This is a genomic window from Thermococcus piezophilus, assembly GCF_001647085.1.
Lineage (GTDB): Archaea > Methanobacteriota_B > Thermococci > Thermococcales > Thermococcaceae > Thermococcus > Thermococcus piezophilus.
Map to the genome: position 1 here is coordinate 1 of NZ_CP015520.1, position 15,875 is coordinate 15,875.

Sequence of the window (15,875 nt, forward strand, 5' to 3'; positions counted from 1 at the left end):
ATCGTCTGCTTCTATTATTGAGTTTCAGTAGGACAGAATTGTGTGGAAACATCATTCCTCTGTGCAAGAAAATTAAGAATGGCCTCCATTTCAGTAGGACAGAATTGTGTGGAAACTCATCATCAAGCCAAAAAACCTTCCACTCCTCATCCTTCAAAGTTTCAGTAGGACAGAATTGTGTGAAAGCCCCATATCTTTCCATCTGGCGGCTGTATTGTTATTATCTCGTTTGGTTTCCGTAGAACGGCTCGTATGAAAAGAGCGGGAGCTAACGAACGAGCTAAAAGCCTGACCGAAACGTTTCTGTAGAGTCGGTGGATATTAAACGGAGGGGTAAAACGTGATTTCCACAGGACTATAAGAGGGGACATACAACCACAAGAGTTATAAGGATAAAGCATGCACGTTAAAGACGGTAACCTTCCGGGGAGGATAGCTTATGCGCATTAAGGTCAGTTTTTATTTCCCTGATGGTGGGTTTAGTTATCCCAACAAGCACGCCGTTCAGGGGTTCATCTACAACATGCTGAAGGGCACGGAGTATGGGGAAAATCACGACGCATCGAGGTTCAAGTTCTTCACTTTCTCGGACGTTTTCATAGACTCCCTGGGAAGGCCGACCTTCTTAGTCTCCTCCCCGGACGAGGGATTCATCAGGGCACTCCACTCCAGCCTGAAGGACAGGGTCAGAGTGTACATAGGGACCCAGGAACTCATTATAGACGAGCTGAAGAAGTTCAGACTCCCCCTGAAAAAACGCTTTCAAACGGGCTCTCCGGTGGTATTATACCGGGACTCACGGAAAAACGAGTACTTCAAGCTCCACTCCCATAGAGACCTAAACTTTTTCCTGAGACGGCTGAAGGAGAACGCGGAGAAGAAATACAATGCGTTCTACGGGGACGAGTTTACACTAGAAGGGCCGATATTCGACAGGATGATACCCAAGCTGAGGAAAAACGGCAAGCTCGACGTTTACGTCAAGGTCGTCAAGCAGGGGGTTCTGTTCCCAGTCATCGGCTCCAACTGGGAGCTTCTCGAAAAGGAGCGCATAAAGTCCGAAGAGCGGAGGTTCTACAGGTTCATAATGGAGACCGGGCTGGGCGAGAAGAACAGCCTTGGATTCGGCTTTTTGAACCCAATAAGGGGGTGAGTTGGTGGAAATCGATGAATTGATCGCCTTGGGCGGGCTTCTCCACGACATAGGGAAGCCCGTGCAGCGGGCAGGTCTTTACTCCGGAGATCATTCCACACAGGGTGCGAGGTTCCTCAAGGACTTAGCCCGGAACACCGGAAGGGCAGAATACGAGCTCCTTTCCCTTTTCTCCGAGTTCCATCACAGGGGGCACATGAAAAAAGATGAACTGATGATAAAGAGGATAAAGGAGGCCTCCCCCGAGCGTTTTGGCCTCGCGGTAGATGACGTCCTCAACGCCCTCTGGATAGTCTACGAGGCCGATAACCTGGCATCGGGCGAAAGGGAAGAGGGGCAGCCGCAGGCGTCAAGGCCGCTGTACTCCGTGTTCAACCCAAAGAAAGCCTATCCCTGGGCTGAGCTGGACTTCGAGAAAGAACTTCCAGTCCCGGGGGACGTCTTTTCCATCAGGTCCCAAGACTACAGAGAGCTGGTCAAGAGGCTCTGGGAAGAACTTTCCAAGGCCAAGCTTGGGAGCGACAGACTCCTGCCGGTTCTCGAAAAGTACCTGACCTTCGTCAGCTCCGTGACGAGCGAGGGGAATGTCATCTCGCTATATGACCACATGAAAATGACCTCAGCAATAGCCCTTGCGATGTTTCGTTCCGGATGCACCGCCGAGGACGTTAGGTCCGGGGGATGCAGGAAAGAGAAACGTTTTCTACTCATTGAGGGGGACTTTTCCGGAATACAGGACTTCATCTACCGCGTGAGCGGAAAAGGAACCTTGAAATACCTCCGCGCAAGGAGTGCATACCTCGAACTCATCGGCTGGGACGTCGTGCTTGAGATACTCTCAAGGCTGGGCCTCACGAGGGCCAACGTGATATTCAACGCGGGCGGTCACTTCATGATAATTGCCCAGAACACCCCCGATGCCATAGAGGAGCTGGAAGAGATAAGGGGGAAGGCCGTAGAGTGGCTTTATCGCGAGTTTGAGAGTGATCTATACCTTGCCATAGAATGGGAGCCTGTTTCCGGCAGGGAGTTTGGAAGAGAAGGTGGGAAAAACCTCTTTGCGGAGGCCAGAAAAAGGCTCAAGCACAAGCTCACTGTGAGAAAGCTCAAGCGCTTCGGCGAGATAAAGGGCCTCTTCGAGCACGGGCACACCGAAAGGCTAGCGGAGTGTCCCGTATGCGGCCGAGAGCTTCCTGAGGGAAAACTCGAACCTTCTGCCTCTGACCCCGAGACCAAAGTATGTCCCACGTGCAACAGGCTCATCAGCCTCGGGGGTAACCTTCCAAAGCTGCTCGGATTTGGGCAAACCGACAAAAACGACGCTGGAGTCCTCGTTGAGGGGCCCTTTTCGGGCTTCGCCCCATACCTTCCGGGAAGCAGGCCCGTCGGAGAACAAATTCTGGTTAAGAACACACTCGACCCCAGTGGAATCCCCGAGAGTGCCCAGTTCGTCCCGTATTTCGTGGCGGACTACTTCAAGAAAGACCCTAAGGGAGGAGTTGCGACGTTTGAAGAGCTTTCAATGGCGTCAACCGATACGAGAAGGCTTGGCGTTATGAAGGGGGATGTGGACAGTCTTGGAGAGTTCTTCATCTCGATGGACAGCCCGTCAAAGCTCGCAACGGCGTCGAGATTCATGGACTACTTCTTCAAGGGCTACCTCAGGGCGATAATCGAGGGAAAGTTCGGCTACCTCATAGGAGACGTCCCCTCTCTGAGGGACTGGCCTGAGGAACCAGATATTGTCGTCGTCTATGCCGGCGGCGACGACTTCTTCATCGTTGGGGCATGGGACCAGATATTCGAGCTCGCATTCAAGGTGCGTAGGGCGTTCAATGCCTACACCGGCGGAAAGCTGACGCTCTCGGTTGGCCTCGGCTACTTCGACGAGCGCACGCCAATATACAGGATGGCGGATGTTGTAAGTGAAAGGCTTGACACGGCCAAAGATGAAGGCAGAAACAGGGTCTTCGTTGTCGGGAGGAGCAGACCGCTTGATGGGAAGCACAAGCTATCCTACGGGTGGAGCCATTACGAGGAGCTCTGGAGAACCTATGCCCCGAGGATATACGCCGGAAACGGAAGGCTGAAAGGAAAGCTGGAGTCCAAGAAGGGTCTTCTCTGGAAGCTCCTTGAAATAAGAGAGCTTTACGTCAGAGACCCGAACGACGTCCGCTGGGCTTACTTGACCGCATACCTGCTCGGAAGGCACGGTCTCTCTGATCTGTTCCCGGAGCTGGTTGGCATAGACACAAAGGCCATCGAGAGGAAAGAACCCCAGCCGGTTTACTGGGTTGATGGGGTTTTGAAAATCGTGCTCATGGCGGTTAGGAGGTGAATGGATTGAGGTATGGAAACCACATGAGAAAACCGGGATATAGGGGTAGAGGTTCTACAGTTGACCCCCTAAAGCTCTTCGGGGAGTTCCCGGATGTTATGGACATAAAGGCTGCGCTGGAGCAGAGAAAGTTGGAAATGATAAGACTCTACTTTGAGGGGGTAGTCAAAAAAGCCAGGGATTATTTGGCCTGGAAACCTGAAGAGAAGTTGTCTCATGCTGTCATCGTGGCATCATATTTGGTTGCTCAAGGACTGAAGACCAACCAGGTGAGAAGGATACTCGAAATGGCAAGAAATGTTGAGCTAAAGCTCAAAAGGAATAAGGGCGAAGATATACGCGACGATATAGTTAGAATACGCTACGTTTTGGCTTATACTGTTGGAAGGGCCACCGGTCGCTCAAAAAGTCCTTTGGAAGCTTTTCATAAAATCCTTGATCCTATGCTTGAAGTGTTGATGAAAGACCCTAAGGCGGAGAACTTTGAAAAGTTTTACGATTTCCTCCAAGCTGTTGTTGCCTATCACAAGTTTTTCGGGGGGAAAGACAGATGAACAGGATGTTTTACGGCAAGATTGTAATTAAGGGTAAGATAAAGGCCGTTACCGGGCTCCATATAGGTTCTCAGAGGGAGGTTCTGGAAATCGGGGGAATAGACAATCCAGTCATAAAGGACCCCTACACTGGATTGCCATACATACCCGGTTCCTCGCTCAAGGGGAGACTCAGGAACCTATTTGAAGTCCTTGTAAACTCAAAACTTGCCGAGTGGAAGGACAAATACCCCTCTCTCTCAAAATACTCCCCGGGAAGTTGTAGACCAGAGAATAGGGAAAACTGCGGCAAGTTCTTCAACAAAAAGATTCACAATGGATGGATACACGCCTGTCCTGACTACGAGACTGCCCTCGCATGTCCAGTGTGCAGACTCTTTGGTGCCAGCGGAAATGAGAGCAACTTCCCATCGAGGATCATCGTCAGGGACGCGTTTCTCACCAAGAAGTGGGAGGAGAAGTGGCGCGCTGGAGAGGCAATAACCGAGGCTAAGATAGAGGTCGGTATAGACCGTGTTACATCCCAGGCGAACCTCAGAATCACCGAACGTGTCGTCGCCGACGCGGAATTCAAGTTTGAGATAATCTACAACGTGGAGAACACCACACACTGGAGGGACGACATCAAGAACCTCCTAACTGCCATGGCACTCCTTGAAGACAGCTATCTCGGCGGTTCCGGTTCGAGAGGCTACGGAAAAGTGGAGTTCATCATTGATAGATTTGAGTTCAGGCCTCTGGACTACTACAGGACGGGCAAAGATGAGGACATCGTTTCAATTGACGCCAGGGAGAAGTCAGTTAGTGATATACTCAGAGGAGTTGATTCCCTCTTCTCGGAGGTGGAAGGCAAGCTGGAGGCAGGGTGATGCCGAAGTTCATTGCAGTAAAGCTCATCCCGAAGGGGCCGTTTCGGGACATCCCAAGGGCTGACACGCTCTTCGGAGCAATAGGAAACGCAACCTCAGCCATCCATGGACAATCGGCTGTCGAGGAACTTGTGGATGCCTTCATGGGCGGTGCGAGGATAAGCTCCGCGTTCCCATATTCCGGAGACACCTACTACCTACCAAAGCCCCTGAGCGTTGAGCCGGCTCTGGAGGGAATTCTCACAGGGCTCGATGAGGAGGAGCGCTATACAACGGCGAGGAGGCTCAGAAAGGCGAAGTACCTCGACCTCAAAAACTTCGAGCTTGCACTCCGGCTGCGGCCCTTCACTATCCCAAAAGAAATTCCCTACGCCAGAGTGGACGTGCCCAGAGTTGTCCTTGACAGGGTTACACAGGATTCTTCGATATACTTCTGGGAGGAGATCAGGTTTAGAGAGAAGAGCGGAGTCTACTTCCTCTATTCAGGCCCGCGGGAGGTGTTCGATGAATATATAGCGCCGGCCATGAGGTTCCTCGGCGACACGGGCATAGGTGGGAAATCGGCCTGGGGGGCAGGGCTGTTTGAGGTCGAGTTCCACGAGATGAAAATAGACGCACCTGGAAGCGAGTACAGCGTTACCCTCTCGAATGCCCTCCCGACCAAAACCCCCGTGCTCTGGAGGCTCCTCAGGAAAGGCGGCTGGAGCTTCGGCAGGAGGAAGCCGCGGATGACGTTCATCGCAGAGGGCTCAATCGTGAAAAATGATCCGGGAAGGATGGAAAGGCTTGAGCTGGGTTTAAGCCATGAAGTTTACGTCTATGGTCTCACCTTCCCGCTGGGCGTTGAACTCCCGGAGGGTCTGGAATGACCGAGCGAACACTCAAAGTTCTCTCGCCACTTCATATCGGAACCGGGAACGAGCTGACGCCGGTGGACATCTACCCTCGGGAAAACATCATCCATGTCCTTGACACTGAGAGGCTCGTGAACGACCTCATGAACCTTGGGGTGGAGCTGAACGAGATACTCGCCCTGCTCAAGAATCCTCCCGGGGACGCATACATCTGGAAGGGTTATATCGAGGAGTTCCACCTCGATCCCTCGGACTATTCCATATACACCCTAAAAATCCATGGAAAGATTGGGAGAAAGAGCATGCAGATAAAGGAATTCATCAAGCTCAACGGAAGGCCCTACATTCCGGGCTCGTCCCTCAAGGGGGCGATAAGAACCGCGGTGCTTTACAAAGCCCTAAAGGAGTGCGGCGATGCCCGGGCGGTCATGAGGGTCGTCTCAAAGGTAAACGGTGATGTTGCGAGAGACATTGGACGGAATGAGGACGTGCTCGACTACTACATGAGCTCCCTTTCAAGGGACAGGGTAGACAGAAAACGCGCTGACGATCTGCTCGAAGCCATAGTCTTCGGGATGGAGCCTGATAGCCGGTCTAAAATCCGTTACGAACCGAAGCGCGACCCGATGAAAGCGCTCATCGTTCGGGACAGCAAACCAGTAGGCCGAAAGCACCTGGCGGTCTACCGCGTTGAGGTCATTGGCAATCCGCAACCCATACCGATATGGGTCGAAGCCATTGAATCTGGAGCGGCTACGGACGTCGAGATACATGTGGACACCGAGGCCCTCAGGCTTAACGCCGACTACTTCAACGGTCTCCTCTGGGAGTGCCTTAAAGAGAGAGGAGAACCGGGGGAGGTCTTCGAAGACTTCCTGTGGGAGGCTGTTGATGAGTTTTACAGAGAGGTAATGAAGCAAGAAGTTAAAGAAATTCAAAAATTTAGGGGATATTCCTCACAGGTTAAGTCTTTCTATACTTCCATTAAGGAATACCCAGGGCACGTTTTGAGGCTTGGATGGGGAAGTGGCTGGCTGGCGATGACGATAGGACTGCTCCTTGTTGAGAGGGGCTACAAGTGGGAGAATGTGAGGAAAAAACTCGGACTCGGAAAGAAGCCCGGTGGGAGTGGTTTCTCAAGGGAGTTCCCCAAGACCAGGAGGCTGGCCGACGGAATGCCCATGGGGTGGGTGGTGCTGGAATGAAGCTCCTAGTCGTCTCCTGGGGCGACTTTGAAAGATGGAAAGAGACCAAGTATCGCTTTGGGGGAGAGACCTCAGTAGGGCCCTCAACACTCCCGATACTTCAAAAGGTCATCAAACCGGACTGGACCGTCATAGTTCTCTCGGACACTATTGGGAAGGACTTCTCCTCGGTGGAGACTCTGAGAGAGGACGTGAGGAATAGGGTTACGGATTTCCTCGACAGGATAGGAGCCGGCAGAGAGGTAGACGTCATTATCGCCCCCGGGATAGGCGAATTCACCCACGGGAGCTTCAGGGGAAGTGCTATGGATGCCTACCACTACGTTCTCCACGCCCTCTCTGAGATAATCCCAACCAAAGGCGATCTCGAAGTCCACTTTGACTCGACGCACGGGCTCAACTACGTAACCCTGCTGACGTATAGGGCGCTCAAAGACCTCCTGGGCATCGCGGCGGTAATGAACACCGTCACCTTCCACGCCTACAACTCCGACCCGTTCGTTCCCAAGATAACGAGGGAGCTGAGCATAAACACGATAGAAACGACGACGATCAAACCAGCCCCCCTATCTGAGCCCTTATCCGGCTTTGATGAGTACCTGTGCCCGTACTCAATGGAAAGGGCCGAGTTCGTAAGGCTCAAGGGCTCTCTGAACACTTTAAAGAACCTGAGAAAGGAGAAGAAAAAGCTTGAGGCGTGGATTGGCTCTCTGCTCTTCGGGCTCCCCCTTCTTTTTCTGGAAGAGTTCCCCGACATTGGATGGCTGGAATTATATATCGAGGAGCTCGCCGAAACGTGGGAGGGAGCAATAGCCGTTAACGCCGAAGAAAAGGCAGTAACACGAAGACTGGCCTTTGGCAGTGGCTTTGGAACGCTCGTCAAGCTCCTCTTCCAAGCGAGGATAACCAGGGGCCTACTCGTAGAAGAACCATACTCCATCGGCAAACTTTACAGCGTCTCGGATAGGCTCTTCCGCGGAAGCACCCTGCAGAGGGCAAGAGTGGAGCTCGGTAAGATTGAGGATAAAGCAATAAAATACGCAAGGAAAGGGGCATTTCCGCGGGACATTCCCCTGCGGGATTTCCTTGGGTTTGACGCCGCCAACCGGGAGGTGAGTCCAAGGAACGTGCTCGCCCACGCCGGCCTCGAAGCGAACGTCGTCGAAATATCGATGGAGGCCTGGGAGCCTGAACGGCCCGAGGAAGAGGCAGGAAGGCACACCCACCTGAAGTACACATCGGTGGGACTCAAAAAGGTGGAGGACATCGTAAGCAGGGCGCTGAAGGAGAGCTAAGGTGTGTTACCAATTATGAGCTTACTGGGTGTCAGCAAACCAGACAGAATGTCCCTGACGAGTTTCCGTAGAACGTAGTCGTGTGGAAAGGTTCCCGGGGGTTTCCTCCCAAAGTGCCGGGGAGGATTCACGTGGGACAGAATTGTGTCAAATAAGTCGCTGAAGGTTGTTCCAATGAAAAAGGCCTACTACATTACCTAGATGGGTATCCTTGAGCGGAAGGGGAACACCCTCTCCTTTGAGAACGAGAACGGGAAGAGGGCAATACCGATAAACTCCCCCAGCGGGGTTCACTGCTTTGAGCACTGGAAAAAGAAGAAAGCCAGACTTAGTCCTCAAGCCAGATCTCAAGCCTCTGCTTGCCCTTTCCGAGGCTGGAACGCTTGAGCTTCTTGAGGTGTCCTATCTCCTTTATGTCCCTCACGTGCGTCCCGCCGCAGGGGATGACCTCGAAGTCCCTTATCTGAGTGTAGCGCGTCTCCCCTTCCCACCATATCTTCATCTCGCCGCCTTCGTCGATGTATTTGTTGAACAGCTCTATAATCTTCTCCTTGTACTGGTTGATGTTTTCCGGATAAAGTATGTCATACCTACCTTTCTCGACGCTCATCCCGCTGCCGTAGAGCTCCCAGTTGCCTTCCCCAAGAACCTCATTGAGGACGTGCTCGAGGAGGTGCATGGCCGAGTGGATGCGCATGAGCTTGTACCTGTAGTCCCAGTCTATTTTGAGCTCGACCTCGTCACCTGGCTTGAACTTCCCCGGCTCAGCAACGGCGTGCCAGACGTTTCCAGCATCGTCCTTATAGACGTCCAGAACTTCGACGCCGTTTATCGTTCCTCTGTCGTGGGGCTGGCCGCCGCCGGTAGGGTAGAACACCGTCTGGTCGAGAAGAAGGGCGTTTTCCATAACCTCAAGAACCTTTGCCCTCGCATCCCTCATGTAGGCATCCTCGTAGTAGAGCTTCCTCGTCACTTCCACCACCATAGAAAAGTTGGGGAACAAGTTTAAATGAATATCGAAAAGAAAGAAAGGCTCAGCGCTTCTTCCATATCGCAACCGCGAGGCCTATGAGAACCAAGGCTCCCACTATGCCAGCAATCTGGGTCGTGGTGAGGTTTTTCTTTTCCTCGGGCAGGGTGTATTTGACGGTGGCGGTCGTGTAGTTTGCCAAAAGCTCCTTTACATCGTCTACTGGAGCTCCGTAGCGGAGGAAGACGTTCGATGTGATTTTTATCGTCCTTCCCTCGACAACAGTAGTGAGCACGAACCTGTTGCCATTTAAGTCCCTGCTCACGTTCTGGGGAACCTCCAGTATCGCCGCCCCCTCAGGGAGGTTAATCGTCAGATTGAGGGTGTGGTTCACCTCATACTCCATCCTGTCGCCGAGGCCGTTGGTGATGCCCATGGTCGGGTCAAAGGAGTAAACGTAGGAGCCGTTCACGAACTTGGTGAAGTTCCTAACGAGGTATTCGGCGTCGATTGTCAGCGGCGCGTCCGTCTCGTTGAGGCCGAGGATGGTAACCTTACCGTGGTCAACGAGGGCGCCCTGATAGCCCAGGGCTATTGAGTACGTCCTGAGGATGTACTCGGTGACGTTCCTGACGCCGTAGGCAGCTATCTCAGCTTTTCTCGCAAGAACCTCTGACTTAGGCTCGATGTACTCGTCCCTCATGTGGAGCCTTATGGTACCATTGGCGTAGACGTCAAGGGTAACGTACTCGTTCATAACACTCCTCTGGTACTGCTCTTCGCCCTTGTAGGGGGCCTTGTATCTGATGTAGTAGTCCTTGTAGTCCCCGAAGAGCGCCTGGTAGCCTTCTGGTGGCAGGAACGGCTCAAGGTAAATCTGGGACTTTATTATGACCATATCGTCCTGGGCTTCAGCGGTGACGAAGAACCTGCTCTGGTTGTACTGCTTTGCAAAGGGCCTGGGATAGCTCAGAAGGGTCGCATTTTCAGGGAGCATCACGATGAAGGTGTTGTTCATCTCGATGGCGAATGGGAGGCCCGTGTCCGGGATGGCAAGGGTTGCATAGCCCCTCGTGGGGTCGACCTGAACCTCCCAATAATCACCGTAGGAATAGTATTTGGCGAAGTTGAGGGCAATGGCGTTGAAGAGTATCGTGATGTTATCGCCACTCTCTATGCCATAGGACTTTACGCTCTCGTTCACGAGCTTCATGCCGGCCTGGGTAAGGCTCTCTATATACCTCCTGAGCTGCTCTTGTTCGAATTTCTGAACGGCCTCCTCGATGGTCACGTTGCTCTGATTTGTTTCGTTGAGAATCATCTCTATCTGCTTCTCTATCTCGTCTTTTGGGCCCAGCCAGACGGTTTTCATGGTTATGTTAGCGCTCCCGTTGGGCAAAATCTGAATCGTAAACACGAAGTTCTGCTTGTACGTTTTGGGCTGGAAATCCTCCGCAAAGGTCGGGCCGATGAGAGAGGTCAGCAGAATCGCGGCAAGAAACACCGCCAGCACTCGCTTCATTACACATTACCTCCATTTTATCTGTGCTGGTAGTTAGCGCCACTTTGGAGTATTTAACTTTATCTCAGAAAGGCCAGAAAAGAAACCAATACAAAATCTGAAAAAAAAGGAAGAAGCGCGAAGGATTCAATCCACCCACTTTGAAGAGTCCAGTTCTCCCTCCGTCTTGGCAACAATAGTCGTTCCGGCTAGGTCACCGGTAACGTTCACCATCGTCCTGCCCATGTCAAGTATTGCGTCGATTCCGAGTATCATGGCATAGGCTAAGGCTACTGGACTTCCTTCAACGAGCCCGAGGCCGACGCTCTGAAGCACCATGGCCAGCATTATGGCTCCCGCACCCGGAACGCCAGCGGTTCCGATCGAGGCGAGCACAGCCGTGAGGATGACCACGAGCTGCTGCTCAAGTGTCAGCGGCTGGCCGATGGCGTTGGCAACGAAGAGCACCGTGACACCCTGGTAGAGCGCCGTTCCGTCCATGTTTATCGTTGCACCGAGCGGCAGGGTGAAGGAGAATATGCCCCTGTCAACGCCCATCTCCTCCTCGGCAACGCGCATTGTGACGGGTAAAGTTCCGCTGGAGCTCCTCGTAACGAAGGCAGTAATCATAGCGTCCTTGGCTTTTCTGAGGAACTTGAGCGGGTCGATGCCGAAGAGCTTGAGCAGGACGCCGTAGACGAAGAGAATCTGGAGGATGAGGCCAAGATAAACCGCTACGACAACCTTGACGAGTGGTCCGGCGACGTTCGGGCCGAACTGGCCAATGACGTAGTAAATCAGAGTAAAGACACCTATTGGAGCGTACTGCATGACGCCGGCGACTATCTTGTACATCGCCTCGGCGGCGGCATCCATAACTCTGAAGAGCGTCTCAGCTGAGCTCCTGATCCTTTCATCTTCACTGTTCATGAGGTAGCTGATGGCTATTCCAAAGACTATGGCGAAGAATATCGTAGGAAGAACCTGGCCGCTTGAGAGGGCTGCAAAGGGGTTGGTCGGGACGATGTTGAGGAGTGTCTGGACGAGCGATGGAGCCTGTGCCTCTATAGCCTTTCCAGAGCCGGTTCCGAGCTCGATTCCAGTTCCTGGCTTGAAGAGGTTGCCCATCAGCAGGCCAAAGAACACTGCGAATGCCGATGTGGCCAGGTAATATAGGATTATCTTGACGCCCACCCTTCCGAGCCGCGCTGGGTTGATGCTGGCGGCGCCGACTATTAGCGAGAACAGTATTATCGGCATCACTAGCATCTTCAGGAGTCTCACAAATAGGTCTCCGAGCGGCTTTAGGGCTGCTGAATACTCTGGAACCAGCATGCCTAAGATAACACCCAGCACGAGCCCAGCGAGGATCTTGTAAAGCACAGGAATTTCAAGATATGTTCTCAATATCCCCCTTCCCATTGGCTTCACCTCTTTAAGAATAACATCGAAATAGCATTAATAGCGACATTATATTAATTTTTACCAAAAAAAGTTGATAATATGACAAAAAATCGTGGGAAATTTAGAGAAATCTGAGAGAAACGTCGCCATGGAGTACCCGCACTCTGCCCTTTGGTGTTTCGAGAATCAGCGCGCCGTCCACATCTATGTCCACAGCCCTGCCGACGAGTTCTGTTTCATCGTCGATTATCTTGACTTCCTTCCCGAGGACAATGCTCCTCTCCTTCAGCGCGGATATTATCTCACCGTATCGTCTATCGAGAAAGAGTCCGTACCAGTGATCGAGATTCCTAATGAGGGTGTGGAAGGCTTCTGACAGGGAAACCTCACGGCCGAGGAACTCTCTCATCGAGGTCGCTATTTTCCTGAGCTCCTCAGGAACCTCGTTGTTCACGTTGAGGCCTATCCCAAGGATAACGAACTCCCTGATCCTCCCCTCGGTAAGAACCCCGCAGATTTTTCTCCCGTTTACCCAGACGTCGTTGGGCCATTTTATGCCCGCTTCAATTCCGAATTTCCAGAGAGTATCGACAACGGCCAGGGCCCCGATGAAGACGAGCGTGGGAAGGTGCTTGGGCTCAGCCTTAGGCTTCAGGATTACGCTCATCCAGAGGCCTCCCTCCGGGGAAGCCCAGGTACGGCCTTTCCTCCCTTTTCCGGCGGTCTGTCTGTCCGCCACCACCACCGTCCCCTCACGCTCATCTAGAGCGATGAGCTTGGCGTACTCATTGGTTGAATCTACTTCAGGAAGGTGGATTATTTTACGGCCAATAATTTCACTGCCCAGTCCCGACATCAAACCACCGCCGAGGGAAATCCTCCGGGAGGCTTAAACAACTTTCTATCAAGGAAAACCTTAAATCCTCCAAGATATATATCACTCCCGGTGATTAGTATGGATGCCTACCAGAGCGTTGGGATTAGAAGAAGGTTGAAGCGATTCTTCCGCAGAGATGGGAGGGCGCTGATATTCGCGATGGACCACGGCTTCGAGCACGGACCGACAGATTTTGAGGAGTACTGGGAGCACGTTAACCCAAAAATCATCACAAGAAAGGTCATGCGCGCAGGAGTAGATGGTGTGATGATGCTCCCTGGCCTCGTAAGGTTAGCGGGCGACGAGGTTAAGCCCTACAGGGGGCTTATGATAAAGCTCACCAGCAAGACCAACCTGAGGCCAAAGGATGAGCAGCTCTTACAGAGCCAGCTCGGTTTTGTTGAAGACGCGATTAAGCTCGGCGCCGACGCCATAGCGGCGACCGTCTACTGGGGCTCGCCGCAGGAGGACGTTATGATGCGCCAGTTCGCCGAAATAGCGAGCTACGCCCACAACATGGGCTTCCCGGTTGTACAGTTCGCCTATCCGCGCGGCCCGTACATCAACGAGAAGTACGGCAAAAAGGAGGACTATCGTGTTGTTATGTACGGCGCGAGGGCGGCCGTTGAGAGCGGAGCCGACATGATAAAGACCTACTGGACGGGCTCAAGGGAGACCTTCACCAAGGTGGTCGATGCCGCAGCAGGAGTTCCAGTCCTTCTGAGCGGTGGCGCTAAGACCGAGAATCCAGTTGACTTCCTTAGGGTGGTTTACGACGTCATAGAGGCCGGCGGAGCTGGAGCGGTCGTCGGCAGGAATATCTTCCAGCGTGAAAACCCAGAGCCACTCATCAAGGCCCTCATAAGAGTCATCCATCGCAACGAAGAGCCAGAAGAGGCTGCCAAGGCCGAAGGGCTTCTCTGAGCATTTTCTTCTGCTCCCTTCTTTTCGGCGTTTGACGGAAAATATGTCCTCTAACGTCGGAACTTTTTTAAGTCAACTGATGGTTAGAGGGGCATATACGGAGTAAACAACAAGAAGGCAGGTGATCACAATGGTTGAAATAGTAGATACCACATTTAGGGATGCGCACCAATCGCTCATAGCGACGCGCCTCAGGACAGAGGACATGCTTGCCGTAGCTGAGAAGATGGACAGGATAGGTTTCTACTCCATGGAGGTCTGGGGAGGGGCGACCTTCGACGTCTGCATCCGCTATCTGAAGGAAGACCCCTGGGAGAGGCTCAGACTTTTGAGAGAGCACATAAGGAAGACGAAGCTCCAGATGTTGCTCAGGGGGCAGAATGTCGTTGGCTACCGCCATTACCCGGACGATGTCGTCGAGAAGTTCGTCGAGCTGGCCCACAAGAATGGGATAGACATTTTTAGAGTCTTCGATGCCCTTAATGACGTCAGGAACATGGAGGTGGCAATAAGGAAGGCCAAAGAGGTGGGTGCTGAGGTTCAGGGTGCCATAGCTTACACAACCGGACCAATCTTTACCCTTGAATATTACATGAAAAAGGTGGAGGAGCTCCTAAAGCTGGACGTCGATGTAATTACCATCAAGGACATGGCAGCCCTACTGACACCCGAGAAGGCCTACGAACTGGTGAGTGAGATAAAGGAAACCTACGGCATCCCAGTTAATGTTCACACCCACTCGACCACTGGAATGGCCGTCGCGACTTACCTGAAGGCTGTCGAGGCCGGGGCAGACTTCATTGACACAGCTATAAGCCCCCTCGCCTTCGGAACTGCCCAGCCCGGGATACAGACGATATGGCACGCGCTGCCTGAGGCAGTCGGCTCTCACCTCGACAGGGAACTGATCCATCAGGTCTCGCGCTACCTCAAAAAGCTGATTGAGGAGAGGTACTACGGCCTGCTCCACAAGGAAGCCCTCATGGTGAACCCATACGTCCTGAAGTACCAAGTTCCTGGAGGAATGTTCTCCAACCTCATAGCCCAGCTCAAGGAGATGAAGGCTCTGGATAAACTCGACGAAGTGCTAGAAGAGATTCCGCACGTGAGGGAGGACCTCGGCTGGCCACCGCTGGTTACACCGACGAGTCAGATAGTCGGCACTCAAGCTGTCCTCAACGTTCTCTTCGGAAGATACGAGAGGATAACCAACGAGGTCAAGAACTACATCAAAGGCCTGTACGGAAGGCCTCCAGCAGAGATAAACCCCGAGCTAAGGACGAAGGTTCTTGGAGATGAAGAACCAGTATCAGCGAGACCGGGTGAGCTTCTAGAGCCTGTATTAGAGAAATGTAGAAAGGAGCTCGAGGAACTCGGCTATCTGGAGAAGGAAGAGGACGTCCTCACATACTGTCTCTTCCCGCAGATTGCACTGGAGTTCTTCAAGGCCAGAAGGGAGGGAGTTAGAAAACCAGAAATCCCGAAGACTGCCCAGAAGTTTAAACTGTACATCGACGGTGTTGAGTTCGAAGTTGGCGTTGAGGGAGTTGACCTGAGCGCCCTCAAGTATCTGCCTCAGATAGCAAGTGCCGGTGCCCCCGTCCCGGCAGTTCCGAGTGCTCCAAGCGTTCCTGCTAGTGTCCCGACTCCGGCACCGGCTCCCGCTGGTGAGGGGGTAGTTACTGCCCCAATGCCGGGCAAAATCATCAGGATATTAGTCAAAGAAGGCGATGAGGTCAAAACCGGTCAAGGACTACTCATCCTTGAGGCAATGAAAATGGAGAATGAAATACCCTCACCAAAAGACGGCGTAGTAAAGAAAATCCTCGTCAAAGAAGGCCAAACCGTCGACACCGGACAAGCACTCATAGAAATAGGGTGACGGGAGGAGCTCTTGTCTACCCCCTTTTTCCAGTTACGCTCTGCTTAAA

At 52.7% G+C, this 15,875-nt stretch carries 13 protein-coding genes; 9 read left to right on the forward strand and 4 right to left on the reverse strand.

Annotated elements, in window-relative coordinates:
• The first annotated feature begins 439 nt into the window (after nucleotides 1-439).
• The 7 genes from cas6 to csx1 are packed head-to-tail and all read left to right on the forward strand — an operon-like array spanning nucleotide 440 to nucleotide 8,268.
• Nucleotides 440-1,153 (forward strand): CRISPR-associated endoribonuclease Cas6, encoded by a 714-nt coding sequence (gene cas6 / locus A7C91_RS00005; protein WP_068663803.1) that lies wholly within the window; start codon nucleotides 440-442, stop codon nucleotides 1,151-1,153.
• Between the two features lie 4 nt (nucleotides 1,154-1,157).
• The gene (cas10, locus tag A7C91_RS00010) at nucleotides 1,158-3,491 is read left to right on the forward strand and encodes a type III-A CRISPR-associated protein Cas10/Csm1 (protein ID WP_068663804.1); all 2,334 of its coding nucleotides are present in this window, start codon (nucleotides 1,158-1,160) and stop codon (nucleotides 3,489-3,491) included.
• A complete protein-coding gene (gene csm2 / locus A7C91_RS00015) occupies nucleotides 3,488-4,045 on the forward strand; it encodes a type III-A CRISPR-associated protein Csm2 (RefSeq protein ID WP_394326655.1) in 558 nt (185 codons plus the stop codon). The genes cas10 and csm2 overlap by 4 nt, the downstream gene beginning before the upstream one ends.
• Nucleotides 4,042-4,914 carry a type III-A CRISPR-associated RAMP protein Csm3 gene (gene csm3, locus A7C91_RS00020; RefSeq protein ID WP_068663812.1) on the forward strand — a complete coding sequence of 291 codons (873 nt, stop codon included), beginning with the start codon at nucleotides 4,042-4,044 and terminating at the stop codon, nucleotides 4,912-4,914. The genes csm2 and csm3 overlap by 4 nt, the downstream gene beginning before the upstream one ends.
• Nucleotides 4,914-5,783 carry a type III-A CRISPR-associated RAMP protein Csm4 gene (csm4, locus tag A7C91_RS00025; RefSeq protein WP_068663813.1) on the forward strand — a complete coding sequence of 290 codons (870 nt, stop codon included), beginning with the start codon at nucleotides 4,914-4,916 and terminating at the stop codon, nucleotides 5,781-5,783. Before csm3 ends, csm4 begins: the two co-directional genes overlap by 1 nt.
• Entirely contained in the window at nucleotides 5,780-6,973 is a 1,194-nt protein-coding gene (gene csm5, locus A7C91_RS00030) for a type III-A CRISPR-associated RAMP protein Csm5 (RefSeq protein ID WP_068663814.1), read from the forward strand. The genes csm4 and csm5 overlap by 4 nt, the downstream gene beginning before the upstream one ends.
• Nucleotides 6,970-8,268 (forward strand): CRISPR-associated CARF protein Csx1, encoded by a 1,299-nt coding sequence (gene csx1 / locus A7C91_RS00035; RefSeq protein ID WP_068663815.1) that lies wholly within the window; start codon nucleotides 6,970-6,972, stop codon nucleotides 8,266-8,268. The genes csm5 and csx1 overlap by 4 nt, the downstream gene beginning before the upstream one ends.
• A gap of 328 nt (nucleotides 8,269-8,596) precedes the next feature.
• Here the strand turns inward: csx1 and A7C91_RS00040 are convergent, their stop codons facing one another.
• From A7C91_RS00040 to A7C91_RS00055, 4 genes are all read right to left on the reverse strand, one after another.
• Nucleotides 8,597-9,241, reverse strand: coding sequence for an alanyl-tRNA editing protein (locus A7C91_RS00040; RefSeq protein ID WP_068663817.1), 645 nt, complete (start codon nucleotides 9,239-9,241; stop codon nucleotides 8,597-8,599).
• Between the two features lie 61 nt (nucleotides 9,242-9,302).
• Entirely contained in the window at nucleotides 9,303-10,760 is a 1,458-nt protein-coding gene (locus A7C91_RS00045; RefSeq protein WP_068663818.1) for a hypothetical protein, read from the reverse strand.
• 126 nt (nucleotides 10,761-10,886) lie between these two features.
• A complete protein-coding gene (locus A7C91_RS00050) occupies nucleotides 10,887-12,161 on the reverse strand; it encodes a dicarboxylate/amino acid:cation symporter (protein ID WP_068663820.1) in 1,275 nt (424 codons plus the stop codon).
• Between the two features lie 103 nt (nucleotides 12,162-12,264).
• The gene (locus A7C91_RS00055) at nucleotides 12,265-12,999 is read right to left on the reverse strand and encodes a biotin--[acetyl-CoA-carboxylase] ligase (protein WP_068663821.1); all 735 of its coding nucleotides are present in this window, start codon (nucleotides 12,997-12,999) and stop codon (nucleotides 12,265-12,267) included.
• A gap of 99 nt (nucleotides 13,000-13,098) precedes the next feature.
• Between A7C91_RS00055 and fba the strand changes: the two genes are divergently transcribed.
• Nucleotides 13,099-13,944, forward strand: a complete 846-nt coding sequence (gene fba, locus A7C91_RS00060; protein ID WP_068663822.1) for a class I fructose-bisphosphate aldolase — start codon at nucleotides 13,099-13,101, stop codon at nucleotides 13,942-13,944.
• Between the two features lie 130 nt (nucleotides 13,945-14,074).
• Nucleotides 14,075-15,826 carry a pyruvate/oxaloacetate carboxyltransferase gene (locus A7C91_RS00065; protein WP_068663825.1) on the forward strand — a complete coding sequence of 584 codons (1,752 nt, stop codon included), beginning with the start codon at nucleotides 14,075-14,077 and terminating at the stop codon, nucleotides 15,824-15,826.
• Nucleotides 15,827-15,875 lie beyond the last annotated feature (49 nt).